The 19,843-nt window shown below is 64.5% G+C and carries 21 protein-coding genes; 8 read left to right on the top strand and 13 right to left on the bottom strand.

What is annotated here, in order from left to right; all coding sequences use genetic code 11:
* Positions 1-82: 82 nt before the first annotated feature.
* Entirely contained in the window at positions 83-352 is a 270-nt protein-coding gene (locus tag ACVJ5M_RS24005) for a GNAT family N-acetyltransferase (RefSeq protein WP_354097596.1), read from the top strand.
* A gap of 55 nt (positions 353-407) precedes the next feature.
* On the opposite strand, the gene ACVJ5M_RS24000 is transcribed toward ACVJ5M_RS24005, so the two are convergent.
* Entirely contained in the window at positions 408-806 is a 399-nt protein-coding gene (locus ACVJ5M_RS24000; protein ID WP_028156132.1) for a DUF3597 domain-containing protein, read from the bottom strand.
* A 332-nt stretch (positions 807-1,138) separates the two neighbouring features.
* Between ACVJ5M_RS24000 and ACVJ5M_RS23995 the strand changes: the two genes are divergently transcribed.
* Together ACVJ5M_RS23995 and ACVJ5M_RS23990 are read left to right on the top strand one after the other, a co-directional pair.
* On the top strand, positions 1,139-2,047 hold the full coding sequence (locus tag ACVJ5M_RS23995; RefSeq protein ID WP_166341915.1) for a DUF2189 domain-containing protein: 909 nt from the start codon (positions 1,139-1,141) through the stop codon (positions 2,045-2,047).
* Between the two features lie 135 nt (positions 2,048-2,182).
* A complete protein-coding gene (locus tag ACVJ5M_RS23990) occupies positions 2,183-3,007 on the top strand; it encodes a lytic murein transglycosylase (protein ID WP_063983140.1) in 825 nt (274 codons plus the stop codon).
* Positions 3,008-3,067: 60 nt separating this feature from the next.
* On the opposite strand, the gene ACVJ5M_RS23985 is transcribed toward ACVJ5M_RS23990, so the two are convergent.
* Positions 3,068-3,394 (bottom strand): hypothetical protein, encoded by a 327-nt coding sequence (locus ACVJ5M_RS23985; RefSeq protein ID WP_028152352.1) that lies wholly within the window; start codon positions 3,392-3,394, stop codon positions 3,068-3,070.
* 640 nt (positions 3,395-4,034) lie between these two features.
* Here ACVJ5M_RS23985 and ACVJ5M_RS23980 point away from each other — a divergent pair.
* From ACVJ5M_RS23980 to ACVJ5M_RS23965, 4 genes are all read left to right on the top strand, one after another.
* Positions 4,035-4,187, top strand: a complete 153-nt coding sequence (locus ACVJ5M_RS23980) for a DUF1127 domain-containing protein (protein ID WP_007590701.1) — start codon at positions 4,035-4,037, stop codon at positions 4,185-4,187.
* Between the two features lie 126 nt (positions 4,188-4,313).
* Entirely contained in the window at positions 4,314-5,741 is a 1,428-nt protein-coding gene (gene trmFO / locus ACVJ5M_RS23975; RefSeq protein WP_354097597.1) for a methylenetetrahydrofolate--tRNA-(uracil(54)-C(5))-methyltransferase (FADH(2)-oxidizing) TrmFO, read from the top strand.
* A gap of 8 nt (positions 5,742-5,749) precedes the next feature.
* Positions 5,750-6,844 (top strand): AMP-binding enzyme, encoded by a 1,095-nt coding sequence (locus tag ACVJ5M_RS23970; RefSeq protein ID WP_354097599.1) that lies wholly within the window; start codon positions 5,750-5,752, stop codon positions 6,842-6,844.
* Between the two features lie 91 nt (positions 6,845-6,935).
* Positions 6,936-7,499, top strand: coding sequence for a CAP domain-containing protein (locus ACVJ5M_RS23965; RefSeq protein ID WP_085404753.1), 564 nt, complete (start codon positions 6,936-6,938; stop codon positions 7,497-7,499).
* Positions 7,500-7,511: 12 nt separating this feature from the next.
* Here the strand turns inward: ACVJ5M_RS23965 and ACVJ5M_RS23960 are convergent, their stop codons facing one another.
* The 5 genes from ACVJ5M_RS23960 to ACVJ5M_RS23940 form a co-directional block, all read right to left on the bottom strand.
* Entirely contained in the window at positions 7,512-7,985 is a 474-nt protein-coding gene (locus tag ACVJ5M_RS23960) for a VOC family protein (protein ID WP_063983137.1), read from the bottom strand.
* 122 nt (positions 7,986-8,107) lie between these two features.
* Positions 8,108-9,442, bottom strand: coding sequence for an MFS transporter (locus tag ACVJ5M_RS23955; protein ID WP_354099712.1), 1,335 nt, complete (start codon positions 9,440-9,442; stop codon positions 8,108-8,110).
* 39 nt (positions 9,443-9,481) lie between these two features.
* Positions 9,482-10,423 carry a hydroxymethylglutaryl-CoA lyase gene (locus ACVJ5M_RS23950; RefSeq protein WP_354097601.1) on the bottom strand — a complete coding sequence of 314 codons (942 nt, stop codon included), beginning with the start codon at positions 10,421-10,423 and terminating at the stop codon, positions 9,482-9,484.
* Positions 10,420-11,613 carry a CaiB/BaiF CoA transferase family protein gene (locus tag ACVJ5M_RS23945; protein WP_354097602.1) on the bottom strand — a complete coding sequence of 398 codons (1,194 nt, stop codon included), beginning with the start codon at positions 11,611-11,613 and terminating at the stop codon, positions 10,420-10,422. The genes ACVJ5M_RS23950 and ACVJ5M_RS23945 overlap by 4 nt, the downstream gene beginning before the upstream one ends.
* Before the next feature lie 113 nt (positions 11,614-11,726).
* Positions 11,727-12,683, bottom strand: a complete 957-nt coding sequence (locus ACVJ5M_RS23940; protein WP_224517269.1) for a LysR family transcriptional regulator — start codon at positions 12,681-12,683, stop codon at positions 11,727-11,729.
* Between the two features lie 201 nt (positions 12,684-12,884).
* Between ACVJ5M_RS23940 and ACVJ5M_RS23935 the strand changes: the two genes are divergently transcribed.
* Entirely contained in the window at positions 12,885-14,054 is a 1,170-nt protein-coding gene (locus tag ACVJ5M_RS23935) for an aminotransferase class V-fold PLP-dependent enzyme (protein WP_354097604.1), read from the top strand.
* A gap of 13 nt (positions 14,055-14,067) precedes the next feature.
* Here the strand turns inward: ACVJ5M_RS23935 and ACVJ5M_RS23930 are convergent, their stop codons facing one another.
* From ACVJ5M_RS23930 to yajC, 6 genes are read right to left on the bottom strand one after another with little or no spacing between them, the layout of a single operon-like run.
* Entirely contained in the window at positions 14,068-15,312 is a 1,245-nt protein-coding gene (locus tag ACVJ5M_RS23930) for a threonine ammonia-lyase (protein ID WP_354097605.1), read from the bottom strand.
* 45 nt (positions 15,313-15,357) lie between these two features.
* Positions 15,358-16,221, bottom strand: coding sequence for a phytoene/squalene synthase family protein (locus ACVJ5M_RS23925; protein ID WP_135213736.1), 864 nt, complete (start codon positions 16,219-16,221; stop codon positions 15,358-15,360).
* Entirely contained in the window at positions 16,218-16,601 is a 384-nt protein-coding gene (locus ACVJ5M_RS23920) for an Mth938-like domain-containing protein (protein WP_354099713.1), read from the bottom strand. The genes ACVJ5M_RS23925 and ACVJ5M_RS23920 overlap by 4 nt, the downstream gene beginning before the upstream one ends.
* Positions 16,602-16,661: 60 nt before the next feature.
* Positions 16,662-17,681: a protein translocase subunit SecF gene (gene secF / locus ACVJ5M_RS23915; RefSeq protein ID WP_283016594.1), complete on the bottom strand. Its 1,020-nt coding sequence runs from the start codon at positions 17,679-17,681 to the stop codon at positions 16,662-16,664.
* An 11-nt stretch (positions 17,682-17,692) separates the two neighbouring features.
* Entirely contained in the window at positions 17,693-19,297 is a 1,605-nt protein-coding gene (gene secD / locus ACVJ5M_RS23910; RefSeq protein ID WP_283016595.1) for a protein translocase subunit SecD, read from the bottom strand.
* A gap of 46 nt (positions 19,298-19,343) precedes the next feature.
* Positions 19,344-19,718: a preprotein translocase subunit YajC gene (gene yajC, locus ACVJ5M_RS23905; RefSeq protein ID WP_071913636.1), complete on the bottom strand. Its 375-nt coding sequence runs from the start codon at positions 19,716-19,718 to the stop codon at positions 19,344-19,346.
* Positions 19,719-19,843: the final 125 nt, after the last annotated feature.

Below are 19,843 nucleotides of genomic sequence, written 5' to 3'. Positions count from 1 at the left end.
CAACCTCCCTTGGTCGCACCTTGGCAAGGGCCGGTTCAGGCGCCTAGATCAGAGAACACGCAGCGCTTCGAAGGGATCTGGCATGGCGGTACGGGACAACAAGGACAGGAGTCGCTTCGAGCTCGATACGGGCAACGAAATCGCCTTCGCCAATTACCGGCTGACGCCGTCGGCCGTGATCATCACCCATACCGAGACGCCGCGCGCGCTGCGCGGCCGCGGCATTGCGTCCGAGCTGATCAAGGGTGCGCTGGACTTGATCCGCCGCGACGGCAAGAAGGTGATCGCCGGCTGTGGCTTCGTCGTCGACTATCTCGACAGGCATCCGGAGGAAGCAGACCTCGTCGCCTGAATGCAAAAGGGCCCGCGAGATCGCGGGCCCCCTTGGCTTACGACCGAACAATCGGTCAGTGCTTGATCTCCGGCGGCAGCTTGCCGCCATTGGCGGCGAGCTTGGACATCACCTGCTTGTGCAGCCAGACGTTCATGCTCGCCGAGTCGTTCATGTCACCGCTGTAGCCGAGCTCCTTGGCGAGGTCCTTACGCGCGGCAAGGCTGGAGTCGATGTCGAGCGCCTTCATGAGGTCGACGATCGAGGTGCGCCATTCCAGCTTCTCCTTCTGGGCAGCGACCAGCTTGTCGACGATGGCCGCAACGTCCACGGTTGCCATCGGCGCGGCAGCAGGCGCCGATCCGCCCGGCGCGGCGCTGGCGGGTGCGCTACCCGAGGGTGCGCCACCTGCGGGCGCGGCGGAAGCCGGATGGCTGCCGAAGATCGCGCCCATGATTTTCCCGAAAATGCTCATGTCTTCTCCCCGAAAAGGATCCGTTGGAAGGGCCTTGAGTGGCACTTATAAACGAAGTTACTGCGTTACGCCCGCGAAGTTCTGCGAACCGACAACCAGCATCAGCTTATCTGCGGCGAAATGACGACCGAATGACATCGTTGAGGTTGCGGTGCGGCATCGAATCTCAACCAAGCGTGTGGGACAGGACTCGGAAATGGGCGTACGCTCCACTTTCAGTTCGCGATGACGTCCGGAATTCGCGTCTGGCCGGAATCGCGAAACTCAGAAAAGCGGCCGCTTGCGCCGTTGCCGGCGCCGAATTCGGCTGCATGGCAAGGGAGCTAGCGACCATGGCCACACTCTACCCGGGCAATGTCCCCACTGTGGCCCAGCCCGCGGATGCGGCTGGACCGGTGATCCGAACCATCCAACTGTCCGATCTGCACGACGCGCTCAGGCGCGGCTGGGAAGATTTCAAGGCGGTGCCGAGCCACGCCATCATCCTCTGCGTGATCTATCCGGTGCTAGGCCTCGTGCTCGCCCGCGCGGTGATGGGCTATTCGGTGCTGCCGCTGTTGTTCCCACTGGCCGCAGGCTTCGCGTTGATCGGCCCGTTCGCCGCGCTCGGTCTCTATGAGCTCTCCAGCCGGCGCGAACGTTATGAGGAGGCCAGCGCCTGGAATGCCATGGAGGTGCTGCGCTCGCCTTCGTTCGGCGCCATGCTCGGTCTCGGCACCCTGCTGCTCGCTCTGTTCGTGACCTGGGTTGCGACCGCTCAGGCGATCTATGTCGCGGCGTTCGGCTATGAGGGCGCGACCGGTATCTCTGATTTCATGACGCGCGTTCTGACGACCCAGCAAGGCTGGTGGCTGATCGTGGTCGGCTGCGGCACCGGCTTCCTGTTTGCGCTTGCCGCGCTCTGCATCAGCGCCGTGTCGTTCCCCTTGATGCTCGACCGCCATGCCGGCGCGTTCGAGGCCATGGTGACGTCCCTGCGCGTCGTCGCCAAGAACCCGGTGCCGATGGCGGCCTGGGGCCTGATCGTGGCGGTGCTGCTGGCGCTAGGTACGATTCCGGCGTTCCTTGGCCTTGCCGTGGTGATCCCCCTGCTCGGCCACGCCACCTGGCACCTCTACCGCAAGGTGATCGTCTCGGAGCCCGGTGCACGTCCGGTGCCGCCCCCGCCGCATCGCCCGCGCAAGCCGGCCGCCGACTTCCCCGCCAACCTCTTCCCCTGGCGCAATCGGACGGACGCCTGACGATATCGTGACATGCGATCCTGCCCGGGCTCGGCTCGGGCAGGATTGCGTGCTGTCATACGCCTTGCTTTGGCCGCGGTTACAATCGAAATTGCGCCCGCCGGTCAGATCACTTCACGGAATCCATTTCATCTGATGACCCCGACGATTTCTCGTCTCGCTCTCGCAGCCCTCGCCCTCTCCGCGTCAATCCTAACCGCCCAGCCAGCCCTCGCCGCTGTTGCCTGCGGCTCGGGCAATTTCGACGCCTGGCTCGCGGACTTCAAAGCCGACGCCGCGGCCAAGGGCGTCTCGCAGCAGGCCGTTGCCGCCGGGCTTGCCGGCGTGACGCTCGACCAGAGCGTGCTCAACCGGGACCGCTCGCAAAAAGTCTTCACCCAGACCTTCGAGGAGTTCTCCGGCCGCATGGTGCCGCCGCGCATGCAGCGTGGCTCCAACATGATGAAGCAATACGGCTCGGTGCTGTCCCGCATCGAACAGACCTATGGCGTGCCCGGCGAGGTGCTGGTCGCGATCTGGGGTCTCGAGACCGATTTCGGCGTCAACACCGGCAAGTTCGCCACCATCCGCTCGCTGGCAACGCTGGCCTATGATTGCCGTCGCTCCGACCAGTTTCGTGCCGAGCTGCTGGATGCGCTGCGCATCGTCCAGCGCGGTGACCTCGCCCCCGCCGACATGAAGGGCGCATGGGCCGGCGAGCTCGGCCAGACCCAGTTCATGCCGTCGTCCTGGATGAAATACGCCGTCGATTTCGACGGCAACGGCAAGCGCGACCTCTTGCACAACGCGCCCGACGTGCTCGCCTCCACCGCCAATTATCTCGCCGGCTACGGCTGGCAGCGCGGCAAGGATTGGCAGCCGGGCAGTCCGAATTTTGCGGTATTGCAGCAGTGGAATAAGAGCGAAGTCTACTCCAAGACCGTCGCCTATTTCGCGACCCAGCTCGCACGCGCCCCTTAAATAGCGCCCGACAGGACGCGTAGGGCCGATCGCCCGGCGATCGGCCCTCTCTTGGTGCGTTTACTTCCCCATGGTGGCGTTCATCGCCTTGTTCAGGTGCGCGCCGCACACACCCATTTTGCCGTTGAGAAGCGCGTCCTGCGCAGCCGCGATCTCCTTCTGCGCCACGAACTTGCTGTCGCCGTCGGCCATGTTCTCGATCGCGGTCTCCGTCTTCTCCAGATTGGCCGAGCTGCAACCGCCCATGGCGTGCTTGGCAGCCTGGGCCGGCGCGACGGCGAACGCAACGGCGGCAATTGCGATAACCCCGAGTAACTTCGTCATGATGTTACTTTCCTTCTCTTGTTCTTGGGACAGAACCAGCGACATTGCCAGAATCTGCGACATGACTTTCCTCCGGGCGCGGCAACTTGCCGCAATAAATTCCTCGCGAGAATTGCGTGATGTTGCGTGCGGCGCAGAGGCACCATGCAAAGTTTCTGATTTTCATTACACCCTTGTAATGAACGCCACACGTTCGGCGTGTGTGCACCGCACCAGAGAGGCGGTTGCGGTCTGAAACGAGGCTTGGTGGGTTTCGGCAGGCTTCACGCCTGGCCGTCTGGTGATCCGCCAGCCCAAAGCGAGTTGGATCGTCGGGACCCGGTCGCATAGTGCCCCACATATGAATGAATTTATATTCATATCTATAGTTCCGCTATCATGCGATTCGCGCATGCGAGACTTGGGCGCAGGCGCTGACTGATCGCCTTGAGAACAGTTGGAACCCTACCTATTTCCATTTCACCGGTAGCGAGAGTGGTTGCAGTAAACCCGTGAATTCACGGTGATTTCTGGCAAAGTATTCCCTATTTCGCCTACCCTTTAGGCGAGAGTGTTCCCGGGTTAATCGTCCGTTACCACCGCTATGCACCTCGCGCTTAGCTGCATCGCAACATCGGAACTTTCGCACTGCACCACTCTCACCTATATTCATTTCAACGATGAGGCTCGGGCAAGGGCTGAATCGAACTACAGGAGACTACCAATGCTGCTCTCGCTCATCCGCATGATCCAGGCTTTCCGGGACTATCAGCGCAATGTTGCCGAGCTGTCCCAGCTCAGCGATCGCGAACTGGCCGACATCGGCCTCGATCGCTCGGACATCCCGCGCGTTGCCGCCGGTCAGTATCAGGGTTGATTCCGTTCAGCCCTTCACCGGACGAACCGATAGCGCCCGCCTCGTGCGGGCGTTGTCGTTTCTGATGGCAGAAAACTCCATCTCGGCGATTCCACTGACCGCCGAAAAGCGCTACCTGTCCGCCCCATGACAGGACCCCAATCCAACATTGTCCACGTGATCGGCGCTGGCCTTGCCGGTTCCGAAGCCGCCTGGCAGGTCGCCAAATCCGGCGTGCCCGTGGTGCTGCACGAGATGCGGCCGGACCGCATGACCGAGGCGCACCGCACCGATGGGCTCGCCGAGCTCGTCTGCTCCAATTCGTTCCGCTCGGACGACGCCGCCAACAACGCCGTCGGCCTGCTGCACGCTGAAATGCGCCGGCTCGGCTCGCTGATCATGCGCGCGGCCGACGCCAACCAGGTGCCCGCCGGCGGCGCGCTCGCGGTCGACCGCGACGGCTTCTCGGCGGCCGTCACCAAGGCGCTCAACGACCACCCCCTGATCGAGATCGCCCGCGGCGAGATCGCAGGCCTGCCGCCGGCCGAGTGGAGCAACGTGATCGTGGCGACCGGTCCCCTCACCTCCGCCCCGCTGGCCGACGCCATCCGCGAATTGACCGACGAGAACGCTCTCGCTTTCTTCGACGCGATCGCGCCGATCGTGCATCGCGAGTCCATCGACATGTCAGTGGCCTGGTTCCAGTCGCGCTATGACAAGGTCGGCCCCGGCGGCACCGGTGCCGACTACATCAACTGCCCCATGACCAAGGAGCAGTATGACGGCTTCGTCGCCGCGCTGATCGCGGGCGAGAAGACCGAGTTCAAGGAATGGGAGACCAACACGCCCTATTTCGACGGCTGCCTGCCGATCGAGGTGATGGCGGAGCGCGGCCCCGAGACGTTGCGCCACGGCCCGATGAAGCCGGTCGGCCTCACCAATCCGCACGATCCCACCACGAAGGCCTACGCGATCGTGCAGCTGCGCCAGGACAACAAGCTCGGCACGCTCTACAACATCGTCGGATTCCAGACGAAGCTGAAATACGGCGAACAGCAGCGCATCTTCCGCAGCATTCCGGGGCTGGAGAAGGCCGAATTCGCCCGCCTCGGCGGCCTGCATCGCAACACCTTCCTCAATTCGCCAAAGCTGCTCGACGGCCAGCTGCGCCTGCGCGCGCAGCCGCGGCTGCGCTTTGCCGGTCAGATGACCGGCTGCGAGGGCTATGTGGAATCCGCCAGCGTCGGCCTGATCGCCGGTCTCTATGCGGCAGCGGATGCGCGCGGCGAAACGCTGGCGAGCCCGCCTGCTACGACAGCACTGGGATCGTTGCTCGGTCACATCACCGGCGGCCATATCGAGACCATTGAGCCCGGTACGCGCTCGTTCCAGCCGATGAACATCAATTTCGGCCTGTTCCCGCCGCTTGCGAATGCTCCGACGAAGAAGCCCGACGGCAGCCGCCTGCGCGGCAACGAGAAGACGGTGGCCAAGAAGCAGGCGATGAGCGCGCTGGCGCTCGCCGATCTCGATCGCTGGATCGCCGATCACCTGCGCATCGCCGCAGCAGCGTGAGTTTTTCGATGAGTCTTCCCAAAGACGACGCCGCGACACTGTCGGCGCGCTGGACCGAGGGCGTGCTGCTCAAGCGCGACGTGTTCTCGACCGTCGAGCGCGGCCGCTTCCGCGGTGACAGCGGCGAGGTCGACGCCGTGCTGCGCCGGCTCGACGAAGTGCCGTGGTGGTCATTTCCCTTGGCGCGCCACCTGTTCGCGCGTGAGAAGCACGCGCTGGCACTGGCCAAAGGCCTCAATGTCGGCCCCGATTTGCTGTGGGCCGGCCGCCGGGCGCTCGTGCGCGGCTTTGTCGACGGCGTCGCGCTCCATCTTGCCAAGCCGCATGGCGACCTCGCCTATTTCCGCTCGGCCAAGGTGGCGCTACGCCGGTTGCGTCGCGCTGGCATCTGCCACAACGATCTCGCCAAGGAGCAGAACTGGCTGGTCGGCCGCGACGGCCGCGCCTATGTGACCGACTTCCAGCTCGCGGCCTGCTTCAACCGACGTGGCCGGCTCTACCGCATCCTCGCCTACGAGGACCTGCGGCATCTGCTCAAGCACAAGCGTTCCTACGCACCCGAGGCGCTGACGCCCCGCGAGCGCAAGATCCTGGCGAAGAAATCATTCGCCGCCAGCCTGTGGCTCGCGACCGGCAAGAAGGTCTATCGCGCGATCACGCGCGGCCTGTTCAACTTCACCGACCGCGAGGGCGGCGGCCGCCGGCTGGTCAACGACGCGCCGGTGCTGGCCGAGCTGATACGCAAGAACCCGGCCGTGCGCGACACCGCCATCGTCGCCTTCGCCGACCGCCGCTCCGGCGTCGGGCTTTATGCCTTCGTCGAGGCCGATCAGGCCACGCTTGAAGGCGAGCTTCGCAGCGAGCTTTCGGCCGCCAAGGGCCCAAAGCCGCCGGAACACATCCAGGTCGTACACGCGCTGCCCCGCGATACCAGCGGCAAGCCGCGAACCGAGATCCTGCAACTGGTCGCCATGAACCAGCTCGACCTGATCGAACCGATGATGAAGAACGACCAGGACCGCGCCTTCCTCAAGGACATCCTGGAACAGCGGAAAAACCTGCGCGACCGCTTCAATTTCGAGGCGGACCTGCCGGCGAGCTGACGGGCTGCTCGCGCCTTGAAGCGTCCACATTGGCGATAGAGAACCGATCGGATCATTCGGGCGGCGGGTCATGGGCATTCGGGGGATGATGATGCATCGTGTGGTTGGCGGCGTGATCGCTGGCCTTCTGCTGCTCGCAGCTGCGCCCGCGATGGCCGAATCCCCGGCCGAGCTGATCTCCGGCTTTCGCCTCAAGAACGGCGAAGTCCGCGTCGTCCGCGATTCAACCCTTGACCGCATCGCCATGGACCAGGCCCGCGCGATGGCGGCGAAGGACGACCTTAGCCACGACGCGCTCGGCCCGTTCAACCGGCGCGTCGCACCGGCCGGCGCGGGCCGCGCGGCCGAGAACATCGCCTACGGCTACGACAATTTCGAGAAGACGCTGGGACAGTGGATCGACTCGTCCGGGCATCGCAAGAACCTGCTGCTGCACAACGCCTCCCGCGTCGGCATCGCAAGCGCCAAAAATGCCAGTGGCAAGCGAACCTATTGGGCCATGGTGATCGCGGGCGACTACGAGCCGAAGGGCAAGGGCAAAGGTAAAGGCAAGAAGGACGAGGAGCCGCTGGTTGCCGTGAAGCGCGAGGCCGCGCCCGCCAGCAAGCCGAAATCCAGCGGCTGCCACGTCAAGCTGCTCGGCCTCTGTATCTGAGGCGAGATGATTTCAGCCGCGGCGCGCGGCCTCGATCGCGGCGACATCGATCTTCGTCATCCCCATCATTGCATCGAAGGCGCGCTTTGCCTCGGCACCGCCGGCCGCCAGTGCCTCGGTCAACACCCGCGGCGTGATCTGCCAGGAGAGGCCCCATCTGTCCTTGCACCAGCCGCAGGCGCTCTCCTGCCCGCCATTGCCGATGATGGCGTTCCAGTAGCGGTCGGTCTCCTCCTGATCGTCGGTCGCGATCTGGAACGAGAAAGCCTCGTTGTGCTTGAAAATCGGACCGCCGTTGAGGCCGAGACAGGCAACGCCGGCAACCGTAAACTCGACGGTCAGCACATCGCCCGCCCTGCCGGAGGGGTAATCGCTGGGCGCGTGATGGACGGCGCTTACGGCGCTATCGGGAAATGTTTCGGCATAGAAGCGGGCGGCCGCCTCGGCGTCCTTGTCGTACCAGAGGCAAATCGTGTTCTTCGCCATTGCGCGTCCCCTTCGGTTCCGGGCCATCACACCGCCATCCATTGAGAATGGACGGCGGTGTGATGTCTTTCGCCTAGATACCCTCTTGAATGCGCCTCACCAAGGCGCGCCAATGCCGCGGCCTATGCGACCCGGGGTTCCGCCACGTCCCTGGCTTTCAGGTCTCGCGGAAGCACCGTCAGCAGCAGCAACGCACAGAGCACGCACAAGCCGCCAATGACATAGAGCGCGGGTGTCGTGCTGCCGGTCACATCCTTGACCGAGCCAACCATGACCGGGCTGACGATGCCGCCGACCTGCCCCAGCGTATTGATGAGTGCGATCCCGCTCGCCGCCCCCGCACCGGTGAGAATTTTCGGAGGCAGCGTCCAGAATGTCGGAATGGCCGCAACCACGCCGGCACCAAGAATGGCAAGCGCGCCAACCAGCGTGACGACATTCCTGTCGAATGCACCGGACGCGAAGAATCCCACGGCCGCGGTCAGAATCAAGGCTGCGACAAATTTCGGGCGCTCGCCCGATGCATCCGACAATCGGCCTACGATAATCATGCAGATGGCGCCGCAGATATAGGGTACGGCGGTCAGGAAGCCGATCGCGGCTGCACTGCCTCCGCCGGCCGCCTTGATCAGGTCGGGCGCCCAGAAATTGAGGCCGTAGGAAGCGATCTGGATCAGGAAGTAGATGAATCCGAGCAGCAGGACGCCGGGCATGAGCAGCGAGCGCCATGCCGAATGCTCGCCGATCTCGGTCTTCTGACGGTCCAGCTGAACCGAGATCAACCGGCGCTCGTCGTCGCTCAACCATTCGGCGTGCTCGATCCCGTCGTCGAAGCGCAGCAGCACGACGAAGCCAAGCGCAACGCAGGGAATGCCGCCAGCCAGAAACAGCCATTGCCAACCGGCCAGACCGTGCAGCCCGTTCAGATAGTTGAGGATGAGACCCGAGATCGGCGAGCCGATGATCCCCGAGAATGCAGTGGCGAGAAAAAACACGGACGTCATGCGGCCGCGATGCGATTTTGGAAACCAGAGTGTCAGGTAATAGAGAATGCCGGGCGCAAATCCCGCCTCCATGGCGCCGATCACAAAGCGCAGCGCATAGAACTGCCACTCGCTATGAACGAAGACCATCGCCGCCGTCGCCAGCCCCCAGGAAATCATGATGCGGGCGATCCAGCGCCGCGCGCCGAAGCGATAGAGCAGCATGTTGCTCGGCACTTCCAGCAGGACGTAACCAACGACGAACAGGCTGGCGCCAAATCCGTAGGCGGTGTTGCTGAGGCCGAGATCGGCCTGGAGCGCAGCCTTGGCGAAGCTGATGTTGACGCGGTCGAAGAACGCAAAGAAGTAGCAGACAATGATCAGCGGCATCAGCCGCCACGCAATCTTCTTGATGACCTGATGCTCTGTGAGTCCAGTATCGAGGTCGGCAGTCGCCGCCGTGGCAATCGTCATGGTTTCCTCCAATGTGTTTTGAATTTTGATAGCGGTCGATCAGCCCGAGCGTCGCAGCCGCTCGGGTATGGGATGCAGATCGAGGGGACGGCCGGCCTTGGCGACCTGCCCCGGCACCTCGTGTCCGATCAGTCCAGGCAACCGGAACGAGAGATCGATCAAGCGCTGCAGGTCGAGACCGGTCCGCAGGCCCGTCTCGTGGCAGAGATTGACGAGGTCTTCGGTACAGACATTGCCGGTGGCACCCGGCGCAAATGGACATCCGCCGAGGCCGCCCAGCGCGGCGTCAAAGCGGCGCGCGCCGGTGTCATAGGCCGCGAGGACGTTAACCAGCCCGAGACCGCGCGTGTTGTGGAAGTGAAGCGTGAGCATATCAGCAGGGACCAGCATCAAGACCTCGGCAACCAGCTGCGAGACCTGATTGGGATTGGCCATGCCCGTGGTATCGGCGAGCGTGACGCCATCGACCCCGAGATCGAGATAGCGCGTGACGATGTCGAGCACCTTCTCGAAAGGCTGCAGGCCTTCGAACGGACAGCCGAACGCCGTCGCAACCGTCGCGTTGACCAACGCGCCGCCTGCATGGGCTGGCTTCACGATCTCGCTGAGCGACGCCAGCGACACCGCATGCGTCATGTTCATGTTGGCACGGTTGTGCGTCTCGCTCGCCGACATCACGAAATTGAGCTCGTCGGCGCGTGCGGCCAGCGCCAGCTCAGAACCCTTCCGGTTCGGGATCAACGCCGTGTAGATCGCGCCGGGCCGCCGCTCGATGCCGGCGAAGACGTCCGCGGCGTCGCGCAGCGACGGCACGGCCGCCGCTGACACGAATGACGAGACCTCAATGCGGCCGAAGCCGATCGCAGAGAGCGAATTGATCAGCCGGATTTTTTCGCTGGTTTCGACCCATTTCGCTTCGATCTGAAGGCCGTCGCGCGGAGCGACCTCCTGGATCAGGACGTCCGGTGGCGTTGCCGTCATTGCACCGCTCCGCTCCGGCGCAGCTGCGCGATATCGCCTGCCTGCAAGCCGAGGCCCGCGAGCACCTCGTCGGTATGCTGTCCCAGCGTCGGGCCAGGCCATTTGACCGCGCCCGGGGTGTCGGAGAGCTTCGGCGCGATGCCCGGCATCTTTACGGTGACGTCGCCCGGCAGCTCGGTCGGCAGGATCATGTCGCGGGCGGCGTAATGGGGATCGTCGACAATATCGGCGACGGAATAGATCCGGCCCGCGGGGACGTCGGCCGCATCGAGGCGTGCGAGGATCTCGTCCATCGTTCGCTCCGAGGTCCATGCAGCGATGGCAGCATCGAGCAAGGCGTTGCCGCGGACGCGCCCGTCATTGCTTGCGAACGCTGGATCGTCTGCAAGGTCCGGCCGCCCGATGACCAGCATCAAGCGCTTGAAGATCGCGTCGCTGTTGCCGGCGATCACGACATGGCGCCCGTCGGAGCTGGGATATGTATTGGATGGACTGATGCCCGGCAGGGCGCCGCCGGTGCGGGTCCTGACATGACCCATGAGGTCATATTCGGGGACGAGACTCTCCATCAGGTTGAACACGCTCTCGTAGAGCGAGACGTCGACCACCTGCCCTCGCCCCTGCCCTGTCTTGACTCGGAGCAGCGACATCAGCGCGCCGATCACGCCATGAAGCGACGCAAGGCTGTCGCCGATACTGATGCCGACCCGGGCCGGCGGGCTGTCGGGATCGCCGGTGGTGAAGCGCAGCCCACCCATAGCTTCGCCGATCGCGCCGAACCCGGAGCGATCGCGGTAAGGGCCGGTCTGCCCGTAGCCGGAGATGCGGACCAGTGTCAGGTCCGGATTGAGCTTTGAGAGCACATCCCAGCCGAGGCCGAGTTTCTCGAGGCTCCCTGGCTTGAAATTCTCGATCACGACGTCGGCTTGCGCGGCCAGCCGCAGCGCGACGTCGCGGCCGTCAGGCGATTTCAGATCGATCGCGATCGACTTCTTGTTGCGGGATTGCAGGTACCACCAGAGCGAGGTGCCCTGATGCAGCTTGCGCCATCTGCGCAGGGGATCGCCACTGCCAGGTTGCTCGATCTTGATGACCTCGGCGCCGAACTCGGCAAAGAGCCGCGCGGCAAATGGTGCCGCGATCAAAGTTCCGAGCTCGACGACTCGTATTCCGGATAATGGTCCGTCCACGTCTGGCGCTCCTCGATCGTCTTTGATCGTGGTGTCGCCGAGCGCAGGGCCTTAAGTCCAATATCCTTTGATGAACACGCGTTCGCGGATGACGAACGACACGAAGGCCGTCATCAGTGAGGTTTGGTTCCGGGCAATCGCAGATGATCGAGCATCAACTGGCTCGTCGCCGACAATCCCGCGGGATCCCTGGCCACCAGCACCAGTTCGCGATCGGCCCAGTCGTCGCTTAACTCGACGGCCGTCAGATTCATGCCGTGACTGAGGACCTCGAACGCTCGGTCGGGAATGAGGCCGATGCCCATGCCGGCCTGCACCATCCGGCACACCGCATCGAATCCCGGGACGTGGACCCGCAACCGGATCGACTTGCCGATCTGCTGCGCGGTGTATTGCGAGCGCAGATAGATCGAGCTGGTCGCAAACAGGCCGACATGGTCGTAGTCGAGCGTGTCGGCGAACGAAACGTCTCTTGCCGACGCAAGCGGATGATCGGATCGCACCACGATGACGAGGCGGTCCCGCCGATAGGAGAACCGCTCCAGCCCGCGGGTCGACACGTCGGCCGAGCAGATGCCGATTTCGGCCACACCCTCCTCGACGCCGCGAACGACATCGGCGCTGGGGCGCTCCTGCAGATCGAGCCGCACCAGCTCGTGGGAGCGAAAGAAGCCGGGCAGATCGTCGGGAAGGAATTCGACGATCGACGACAGATTGGCCAGCATCCGCACATGCCCGCGCACGCCGCGCGCATGCTCGGCCATGTCGACGGCGATCTTCTCGACGTTGAGCAGCGTCACGCGCGCATGATGCAGCAGCGATTCACCGGCCGGCGTCAGCGCCATGCCGTTCGGATGCCGCTCGAACAGCGCGACCTCGAGCACCTCCTCGAGATCATGCATGCGCTTGCTGACAGCAGAGGGCGCGATCGCTTCGCGCTGCGAGGCGCGCGTCAAATTGCCCTCCTCACAGATGGCGATGAACAGCCTGAGGGTCGTGAGGTCGATCCGTCGGGTGATGTTGGTCCTGGGCGTCCCGGTCATTGAGCGGGATTGCGTCTTCTCTTGCATGGTCTGTTTCCCGATCCGGGAAGATATAACGTCCGAAGTCACCGGGTTTCTCAAAATCCGGGGAGAAAGGCCGCCGATTTGGAATCCGATACCAAGACGAGGCAATAATCCGCCATTTTGTTCCAAGCAGCACATAAGCTTGCTCGCGCTCGTCAACGCGCCTAATTCATGGGATCGGGACAGCAGAGGCGGAGACCAGCATTGATCGACATCGACCGGATACGTTCCGACACCCCGGCCGCCTCCCGCCTCGCTTATCTCCACAATGCCGGCGCGGCCCTCATGCCAACTGCCGTCGTCGCGGCAATGAAGGACCACATCGACCTGGAGAGCGAGATCGGAGGTTATGCCGCTGCCGACCGCGAGTCCGATCGGCTCGATGCGGTCTATGGCTCCGTAGCGCACCTGCTGAATGCCGCCCCCGATGAGATCGCCCTCATGGAGAACGCGACAATTGCCTGGCAGATGGCGTTCTACGCGCTTCCGTTCCGCCAGGGCGACCGGATCCTGACCGCCGAAGCGGAATACGCTGCCAACTACGTCGCGTTTCTTCAGGTCGCAAGGCGCACGGGCGCGATCATCGATGTCGTGCCGAGCGATGCCAGCGGCGAGCTCGACGTCCACGCGCTCGAGCGCATGATCGACGAGCGCGTGAAGCTGATCGCGGTTCCGACCAATGGCGGATTGGTCAATCCCGCGGCGGCGATCGGCAAGATCGCGCGGGCGCACGGGATTCCCTATCTGCTCGACGCCTGCCAGGCGGTCGGCCAGATGACGGTCGACGTCGAAGCCATCGGCTGTGACATGCTGTCGGCGACGGGGCGCAAATTCCTCCGCGGCCCGCGCGGCACGGGCTTTCTCTACGTCCGCCGCGAGATGTTGCAACGGCTCGAGCCGCCGATGATCGATCACTTCGCCGCGCCCTGGGTCTCGCGAGGTGAATATCGGCTCCGTGACGATGCCCGCCGTTTCGAGACATGGGAGAACAATTACGCGGCACGTCTCGGTCTCGGCACTGCCATCGATTATGCCCTCGCGATCGGCCTCGGCCCCATCGAGCAGCGCTGCCGTCTGCTTGCGGACCGTCTTCGCGGCGGCCTCGCCTCGGTTCGCGGCGTGACCATTCGCGACCTCGGACGCGCACCGGGCGCCATCGTCAGCTTCACGCTGGATGGGTATGGGGCGGACGCCATCGTCAGCAGCGCCGCTGCGGCGGGCATCACCATCGGCGCTTCAGATCCGGGGAGCACCCGTATCGATGCCGAGATCCGCTCGCTGCCGCCAGTCGTGCGGGCGTCGCCGCACTACTACAACACGGAAGCCGAGATCGACCGGCTGATCGGCCACATCGCGGGTTTGGCGCCGCGATAGCGGCGCGCGCCACTCAGGTGCAGCGCGCGCTCAGTCCGGATGCACCAAGCTTGGCCATGACCTCGTCGAGATGCGCGTTGTCGCGGGTCTCGATGACGAGCTGAAGCAGCGTCGCCTTGGCCGGCAGGTCGGAGAAGGTCCGCTGATGCGAGACCTCGATGATGTTGGCACCGGCCTCGGCCAGCAGTGAGGCGACGGCAGCCAATTGCCCAGGCCGATCGGGGATGTCGAGCGACAGCTGGGTCAGCCGACCCTCGCGCGCCAGCTCACGCGTCAGAACGGAGGCGATCAGCCGCGTGTCGATGTTGCCGCCGCTCAGGACGAGACCGACCTTCTGGCCGGCAAAGCGGGACGTATCCGACATCAGCGCGGCAAGTCCGGCGGCGCCGGCGCCCTCGACGACGGTCTTCTCGATCGAGATTAGGGTCGCGACCGCACGCTCGAGCTCGGCTTCGTTCACCAGCGCGATGTCGTCGACGAGGCGGCGGACGATCTCGGTCGTGATCTTGCCCGGCGATTTCACCGCGATGCCTTCGGCGAGCGTGTCGCCGCGCGCCGGCAGATTGCCGTCATGGATGGCGTTGTACATCGAGGGGTAGAGCCAGGCCTCGACGCCAAGAATCCGCACCGTCGGCTTGATCGATTTCGCGGCAATGCCGATGCCGCTGATCAGGCCGCCGCCGCCGATCGGGACCACCAGCGTATCGAGCTCCGGCACCGCCTTCAGCATCTCGAGCCCGACAGTGCCCTGCCCCGCGATGACGAGCGGGTCGTCGTAGGGGTGGACGAAGATCATGCCGCGGGCCTCGCCATGGCTGCGCGCATAGGCGGCCGCCTCCTCCAGCGTCGCGCCCGTCACCACCACCTCGGCGCCGTGGTGCTTGGTGTTCTCGACCTTCACCATGGGCGTGCCGACCGGCATGACGATGGTGGCGGGAATGCCGAGCCGCTTGGCGTGATAGGCGACGCCCTGCGCGTGGTTGCCCGCCGACATCGCGATGACGCCGCGCGCACGCTCCTCCGGCGTCAGCGCGGTGAGCCGGTTGAGCGCACCCCGCTCCTTGAACGAGGAGGTGAACTGGAGGTTTTCGAATTTCAGCCAGATGTCGCAGCCGCAGATGTTGCTCAGCGTGCGGCTGTAGCTACAGGGCGTCTCGACGACGGCGCCGCGGATGGTGTCGGCGGCGGCAAGAATGTCGCCCAGAGCGACCGGCAAGCCGCTGAGATCGGAGGACGTGTTTTGGGACAACTCAGCCATAGGACAGCATAGAGCATTTGGCCGTTTGAGGCGATAAGCCGGCCGCTATTTGGTAAATTCCCGGGAACGTGAAGCCCGCCACAGCGTCCATAGCGTGCGCAGCCGCGACGGGGGCTGCGGCGCAAACGGATTGCGCCCGGGTTGCGACAGGCGCTTGAGGTCACCCCGCACCTGGCTCAGCAGCAGAAACGCTGGCCGTGCCGGCGCCGGCACCTCCGGCAACAACGACAAGGCCGTCGTCAAATGCTGCTCGGCTTCGCCCACGAGCTGGCCCAGCACCGCATGCAGATTTGGCGTCTCCTTGCCGGCGAACACGTCCTCCATCTGGCAGCCATGGGCCGCCAGCAGCTGCTGCGGCAGAAACAGTTGCCGGTGCGCCGAGTCGCGCGGCAGATTCGCAATCACCTGCGCGATGCCCTGGGCGAGGCCGGCATGCCTTGCGACATGCTCGGCCGCCTCCGAAGGTGGCGCCATGACCCGCGCCGCGAGGGCAAACAATGCCGAACAGGTCGCGTCCAGATAGCCCTCCAGAGCCGCCATGGTCGGCATCGGATCGTTGTAGAGATCGAACTGATGCTCGTCGGCGAGCAGCGACAACGGCTCGACCGGCAGGTCGAAATCGCTGATCGCACGCAATAGCTCCGCCGCCACGGGGTTGCCCTCGGCGCTGCCGTGGACGTGGCCGGACAGCATGTCGGTCCACCATTGCAGGCGGATTTCGCCGGGCAAGGGCTGGCTCACCTGGTCGCGGACGCGGACGATCTCGACATTGAAGGCATAGAGCGCCAGCAGCGCCTGGCGCTCGGCGGCCGGCGCAAACAGCGTTGCGGCATAGCGCGGAAAGTCATGGCTGCGCACGAGGCCGGCGCAGAAGGCGACGGAATCGGCCGGAGGCGCAGCGCTGCTCATGGCACGGCGATCAGCGCGGCCGCGACGCGGCGCCGCTCGCCGATCATGATGTTGTAGGTGCGCACGGCGGGACCGGTCTGCATCGTATCCAGCACCACCCTCACCGCCTTCAGCGCCTGCCGCAGGTCCGGCGGCGGCAACCAGACGCCGGTTCCGGTACCGATCAGAAGCGTGTCGATGCTGTTGGCCGCCGTGAAGACGCGATCCAGCGAATAGCGGTCGATCTTCGTCGGGTCCGTCACGTCCCAGGCCCAGATCGCGTCGGGCAGGCAGAGCAGCGATCCCCGATGCGACATGCTGGCAAAGGCGAAGCCGCCCTTGCCATAGGCTTCGATCGGCGCCGAGCGGGGAAAATGCGGTGCGTTGGGATCGCCGGCCATGTGCTTCGTCCGAATGAGCTTACTGCCCTCGCAAACGCCTGCGAGGGCATGCGGTTCGGATCATGCCTTGTTTTTCTTCGCCGGCGTAGCCGTATCGGGCGCATCTTCGCGATGCTCGCCGACGCCGAGATAGATCAGGATCGGGGCCGCGATGAAGATCGAGGTATAGGTGCCGACCAGCACCACGCCGAACATCATCACCGCGGTGAAGCTGTGGATGGCATGGCCGCCGAACAGCAGCAGAGCCAGCAGCGCCAGCGTCACGGTGAAGTGGGTGATGATCGAACGCGACAGGGTCGAATTGATCGACTCGTTGAGCAGCTGCGGCATCGGCATCTTCTTGTAGCGGCGCAGCATTTCGCGGATACGGTCGTAGATGACGACGGTGTCGTTGAGCGAATAGCCCAGAATGGTCAGAAGGGCCGCGATGCTGGTCAGGTCGAAATCGACCTGGCTGATCGACATGAAGCCGATCGTCAGCACGATGTCGTGCACGTTGGCGATCATGGCACCCAGCGCGAACTGCCATTCGAAGCGGAACCAGAGGTAGATCAGGATCGAGACGATCGCGAGCATCAGGCCGAGCATGCCGTAGGCCAGCAGCTCGCCGGACACGCGCGGTCCCACCACCTCGACGCGGCGATATTCGACGGTATCGCCGAGCGCACCGCGCACCTTCTGCACTGCCTCCTGCTGGGCAGCGTCGCCGCCCGGCTGCTCCGCGACGCGAATCAGGACGTTCTCGGGGCCGCCGAACTGCTGCAGCTGGACTTCGCCGAGATGCAAGGCATCGAGCGTCGTGCGCATCGCGGCGATGTCGGCGGCGCCGGACTTGGCCTGCACCTCCAGCAGCGTGCCGCCGCGGAAGTCGATGCCGAAATTCAGGCCGTGGGTGAAGAACAGTGTGATCGCGACGATCGACAGCGCCGCCGAGATCGGGAAGCTGATCCGGCGGAAGCGCGTGAAGTCGAAATGCGTATCGTCCGGGACGATGCGCAGCGACGGCAGCAGCCCGAGCGCTGCGACCACGGTGAGAACGGCAATGAGAATGCCAAGCCCGATGAGAACGTAGTGAGTCACGGTCTTAGCTCCTAGATCGGCACGCTCTGCGGCCGCTTCCACCGCACCCACCAGGCTACGATCAGCCGGGTCAGCGTGAAGGCGGTGAACACCGTGGTGATGATGCCGATGCCGAGCGTCACGGCAAAGCCGCGCACCGGACCGGTGCCGATGTAGAACAGCACGGCAGCGGCAATGAAGGTGGTGATGTTGGAATCGAGGATGGTCGCAAGCGCCCGCTTGAATCCGGCGTCGATCGCCGAAATCGCATTGCGGCCACCGCGCAGCTCCTCACGGATGCGCTCGTAGATCAGCACGTTGGAGTCGACCGCGATGCCGACGGTGAGCACGATGCCGGCGATACCGGGCAGCGTCAGCGTGGCGTTGAGCAGCGACAACAGGCCGAAGATCATGGCGACGTTGATCGCCACCGCGATGTTGGCGAACACCCCGAACAGCCGGTAGGTCAGCAGCATGAAGACGATGACGAGGATCGAGCCGACATAGGCTGCCAGCTCACCCTTCTCGATCGAGTCCTGGCCGAGGCCCGGACCGACGGTGCGCTCTTCGACCACCGTGAGCGGCGCCGGCAGCGCGCCGGCGCGCAGCAGGATCGCGAGGTCATTGGCCGATTGCACCGTGAAATTGCCGGAGATCTGGCCCTGGCCGCCGGTGATGGGCTCGCGGATGACGGGCGCCGAGATCACCTTGTTGTCGAGCACGATCGCGAAGGGCAGCCCGACGTTTTCCTGCGTGGCCTGCGCGAACTTGCGCGCGCCCGAGGTGTTGAACTTGAAGCTGACGACCGGCTCACCCGTGCGCTGGTCGAAGCTCGCCTGGGCGTCGGTCAGGTCACCACCGGCTACCAGCACCTGCTTCTTGACCACATAGGGCGTGGGCGGCGGCGAGGCGCTCATCAGCAGCTCGGATTCCGGCGGCAACCGTCCCTGCTGCGCCTGATCCGGCGGCACGGACGCATCGACCATGCGGAATTCCATCTTCGCGGTCTTGCCGAGCAATTCCTTCAGGCGGGTTGGATCCTGAAGTCCGGGGACCTGCACCAGGATGCGGTCGTTGCCCTGGCGCTGGATGACGGGCTCGACGGTGCCGAGCTCGTTGACGCGGCGCTCGACGATCTGGATCGACTGCTCGATGGTCTTGCGCATCCGGTCGAGCATCGCAGCCTGCGGGATCGCCAGGCGGATCACGCCGCCGCCGGCATCGGTCACCTCAAGGTCGCGCTGACCGCTGGATCCCATCAGTCCGCCCAGTGGCTGGGACAGCTCGCGAAGCTTGGCGAGCGCCGGCTGCACGTCGGATTCCTTGGTGATGCGAACCTCGGCCGCGTCGTTGCGCACGGTCACGCCGCCGGTGAATCCGATCTTGGCATCGCGCAGCGTCCGGCGGACGTCGTCGCGGACCTGGTCCAGCCTCTCCTTCTTCACATAGCTGGAATCGACCTCGAGCAGCAGATAGGAGCCGCCCTGGAGGTCGAGGCCGAGCACGAGCCGGCGCTGCGCCCAGGCGGGCCAGGTCTTGACCTGCGCTTCGGGGAAGAAGTTCGGCACCGCGCAGAGGCACACGATCAGCGCCGTCAGGATAATCCCGAGCGCCTTCCACCGCGTGAAATACAACATCGACTGGACCTGTCAGATCAGGAGATTGGGATGCTCGCGGAAGCGCTCACTTCGACGCGGCGTCGTCCTTGGCGGCTTCCTTGCTATCCTTGGATTCCTTGGCCGGCTCGCCCTTGGCGCGCACGCCGGAGATCATCTGGCGCATCTGCCGCACGCGCACGCCGTCGGAAATCTCGAACTCGATCTGGTCGTCGTCGACGACCTTGGTGACCTTGCCGACGAGGCCGCCCGAGGTCACCACGGTGTCGCCGCGGCGGATGTTCTTCACGAGGTCGGCGTGGTCGCGGACCTTCTTCTGCTGCGGACGCAGAATCAGGAAGTACATGATCACGAAGATCAGGGCGAACGGCAGCAGCGACATCAACATGCTGTTGGTGTCGCCGGCGCCCGCGGCCTGGGCATACGCAGGGGTAATGAACATTCGGACGATCCTCGTGGAAACGGGGGAAAACCGGTCAGGCCCTCAAAGGCGACCGGTTCGGTCAAATTCGCGCGGACTATAGCGGCCATTGCCCCAATTGCAACGCTGCCAGACCGTCGATTTGG

It is taken from the genome of Bradyrhizobium sp. S3.7.6, from assembly GCF_054061875.1.
This window is presented reverse-complemented; position numbering and strand designations above follow the sequence as displayed.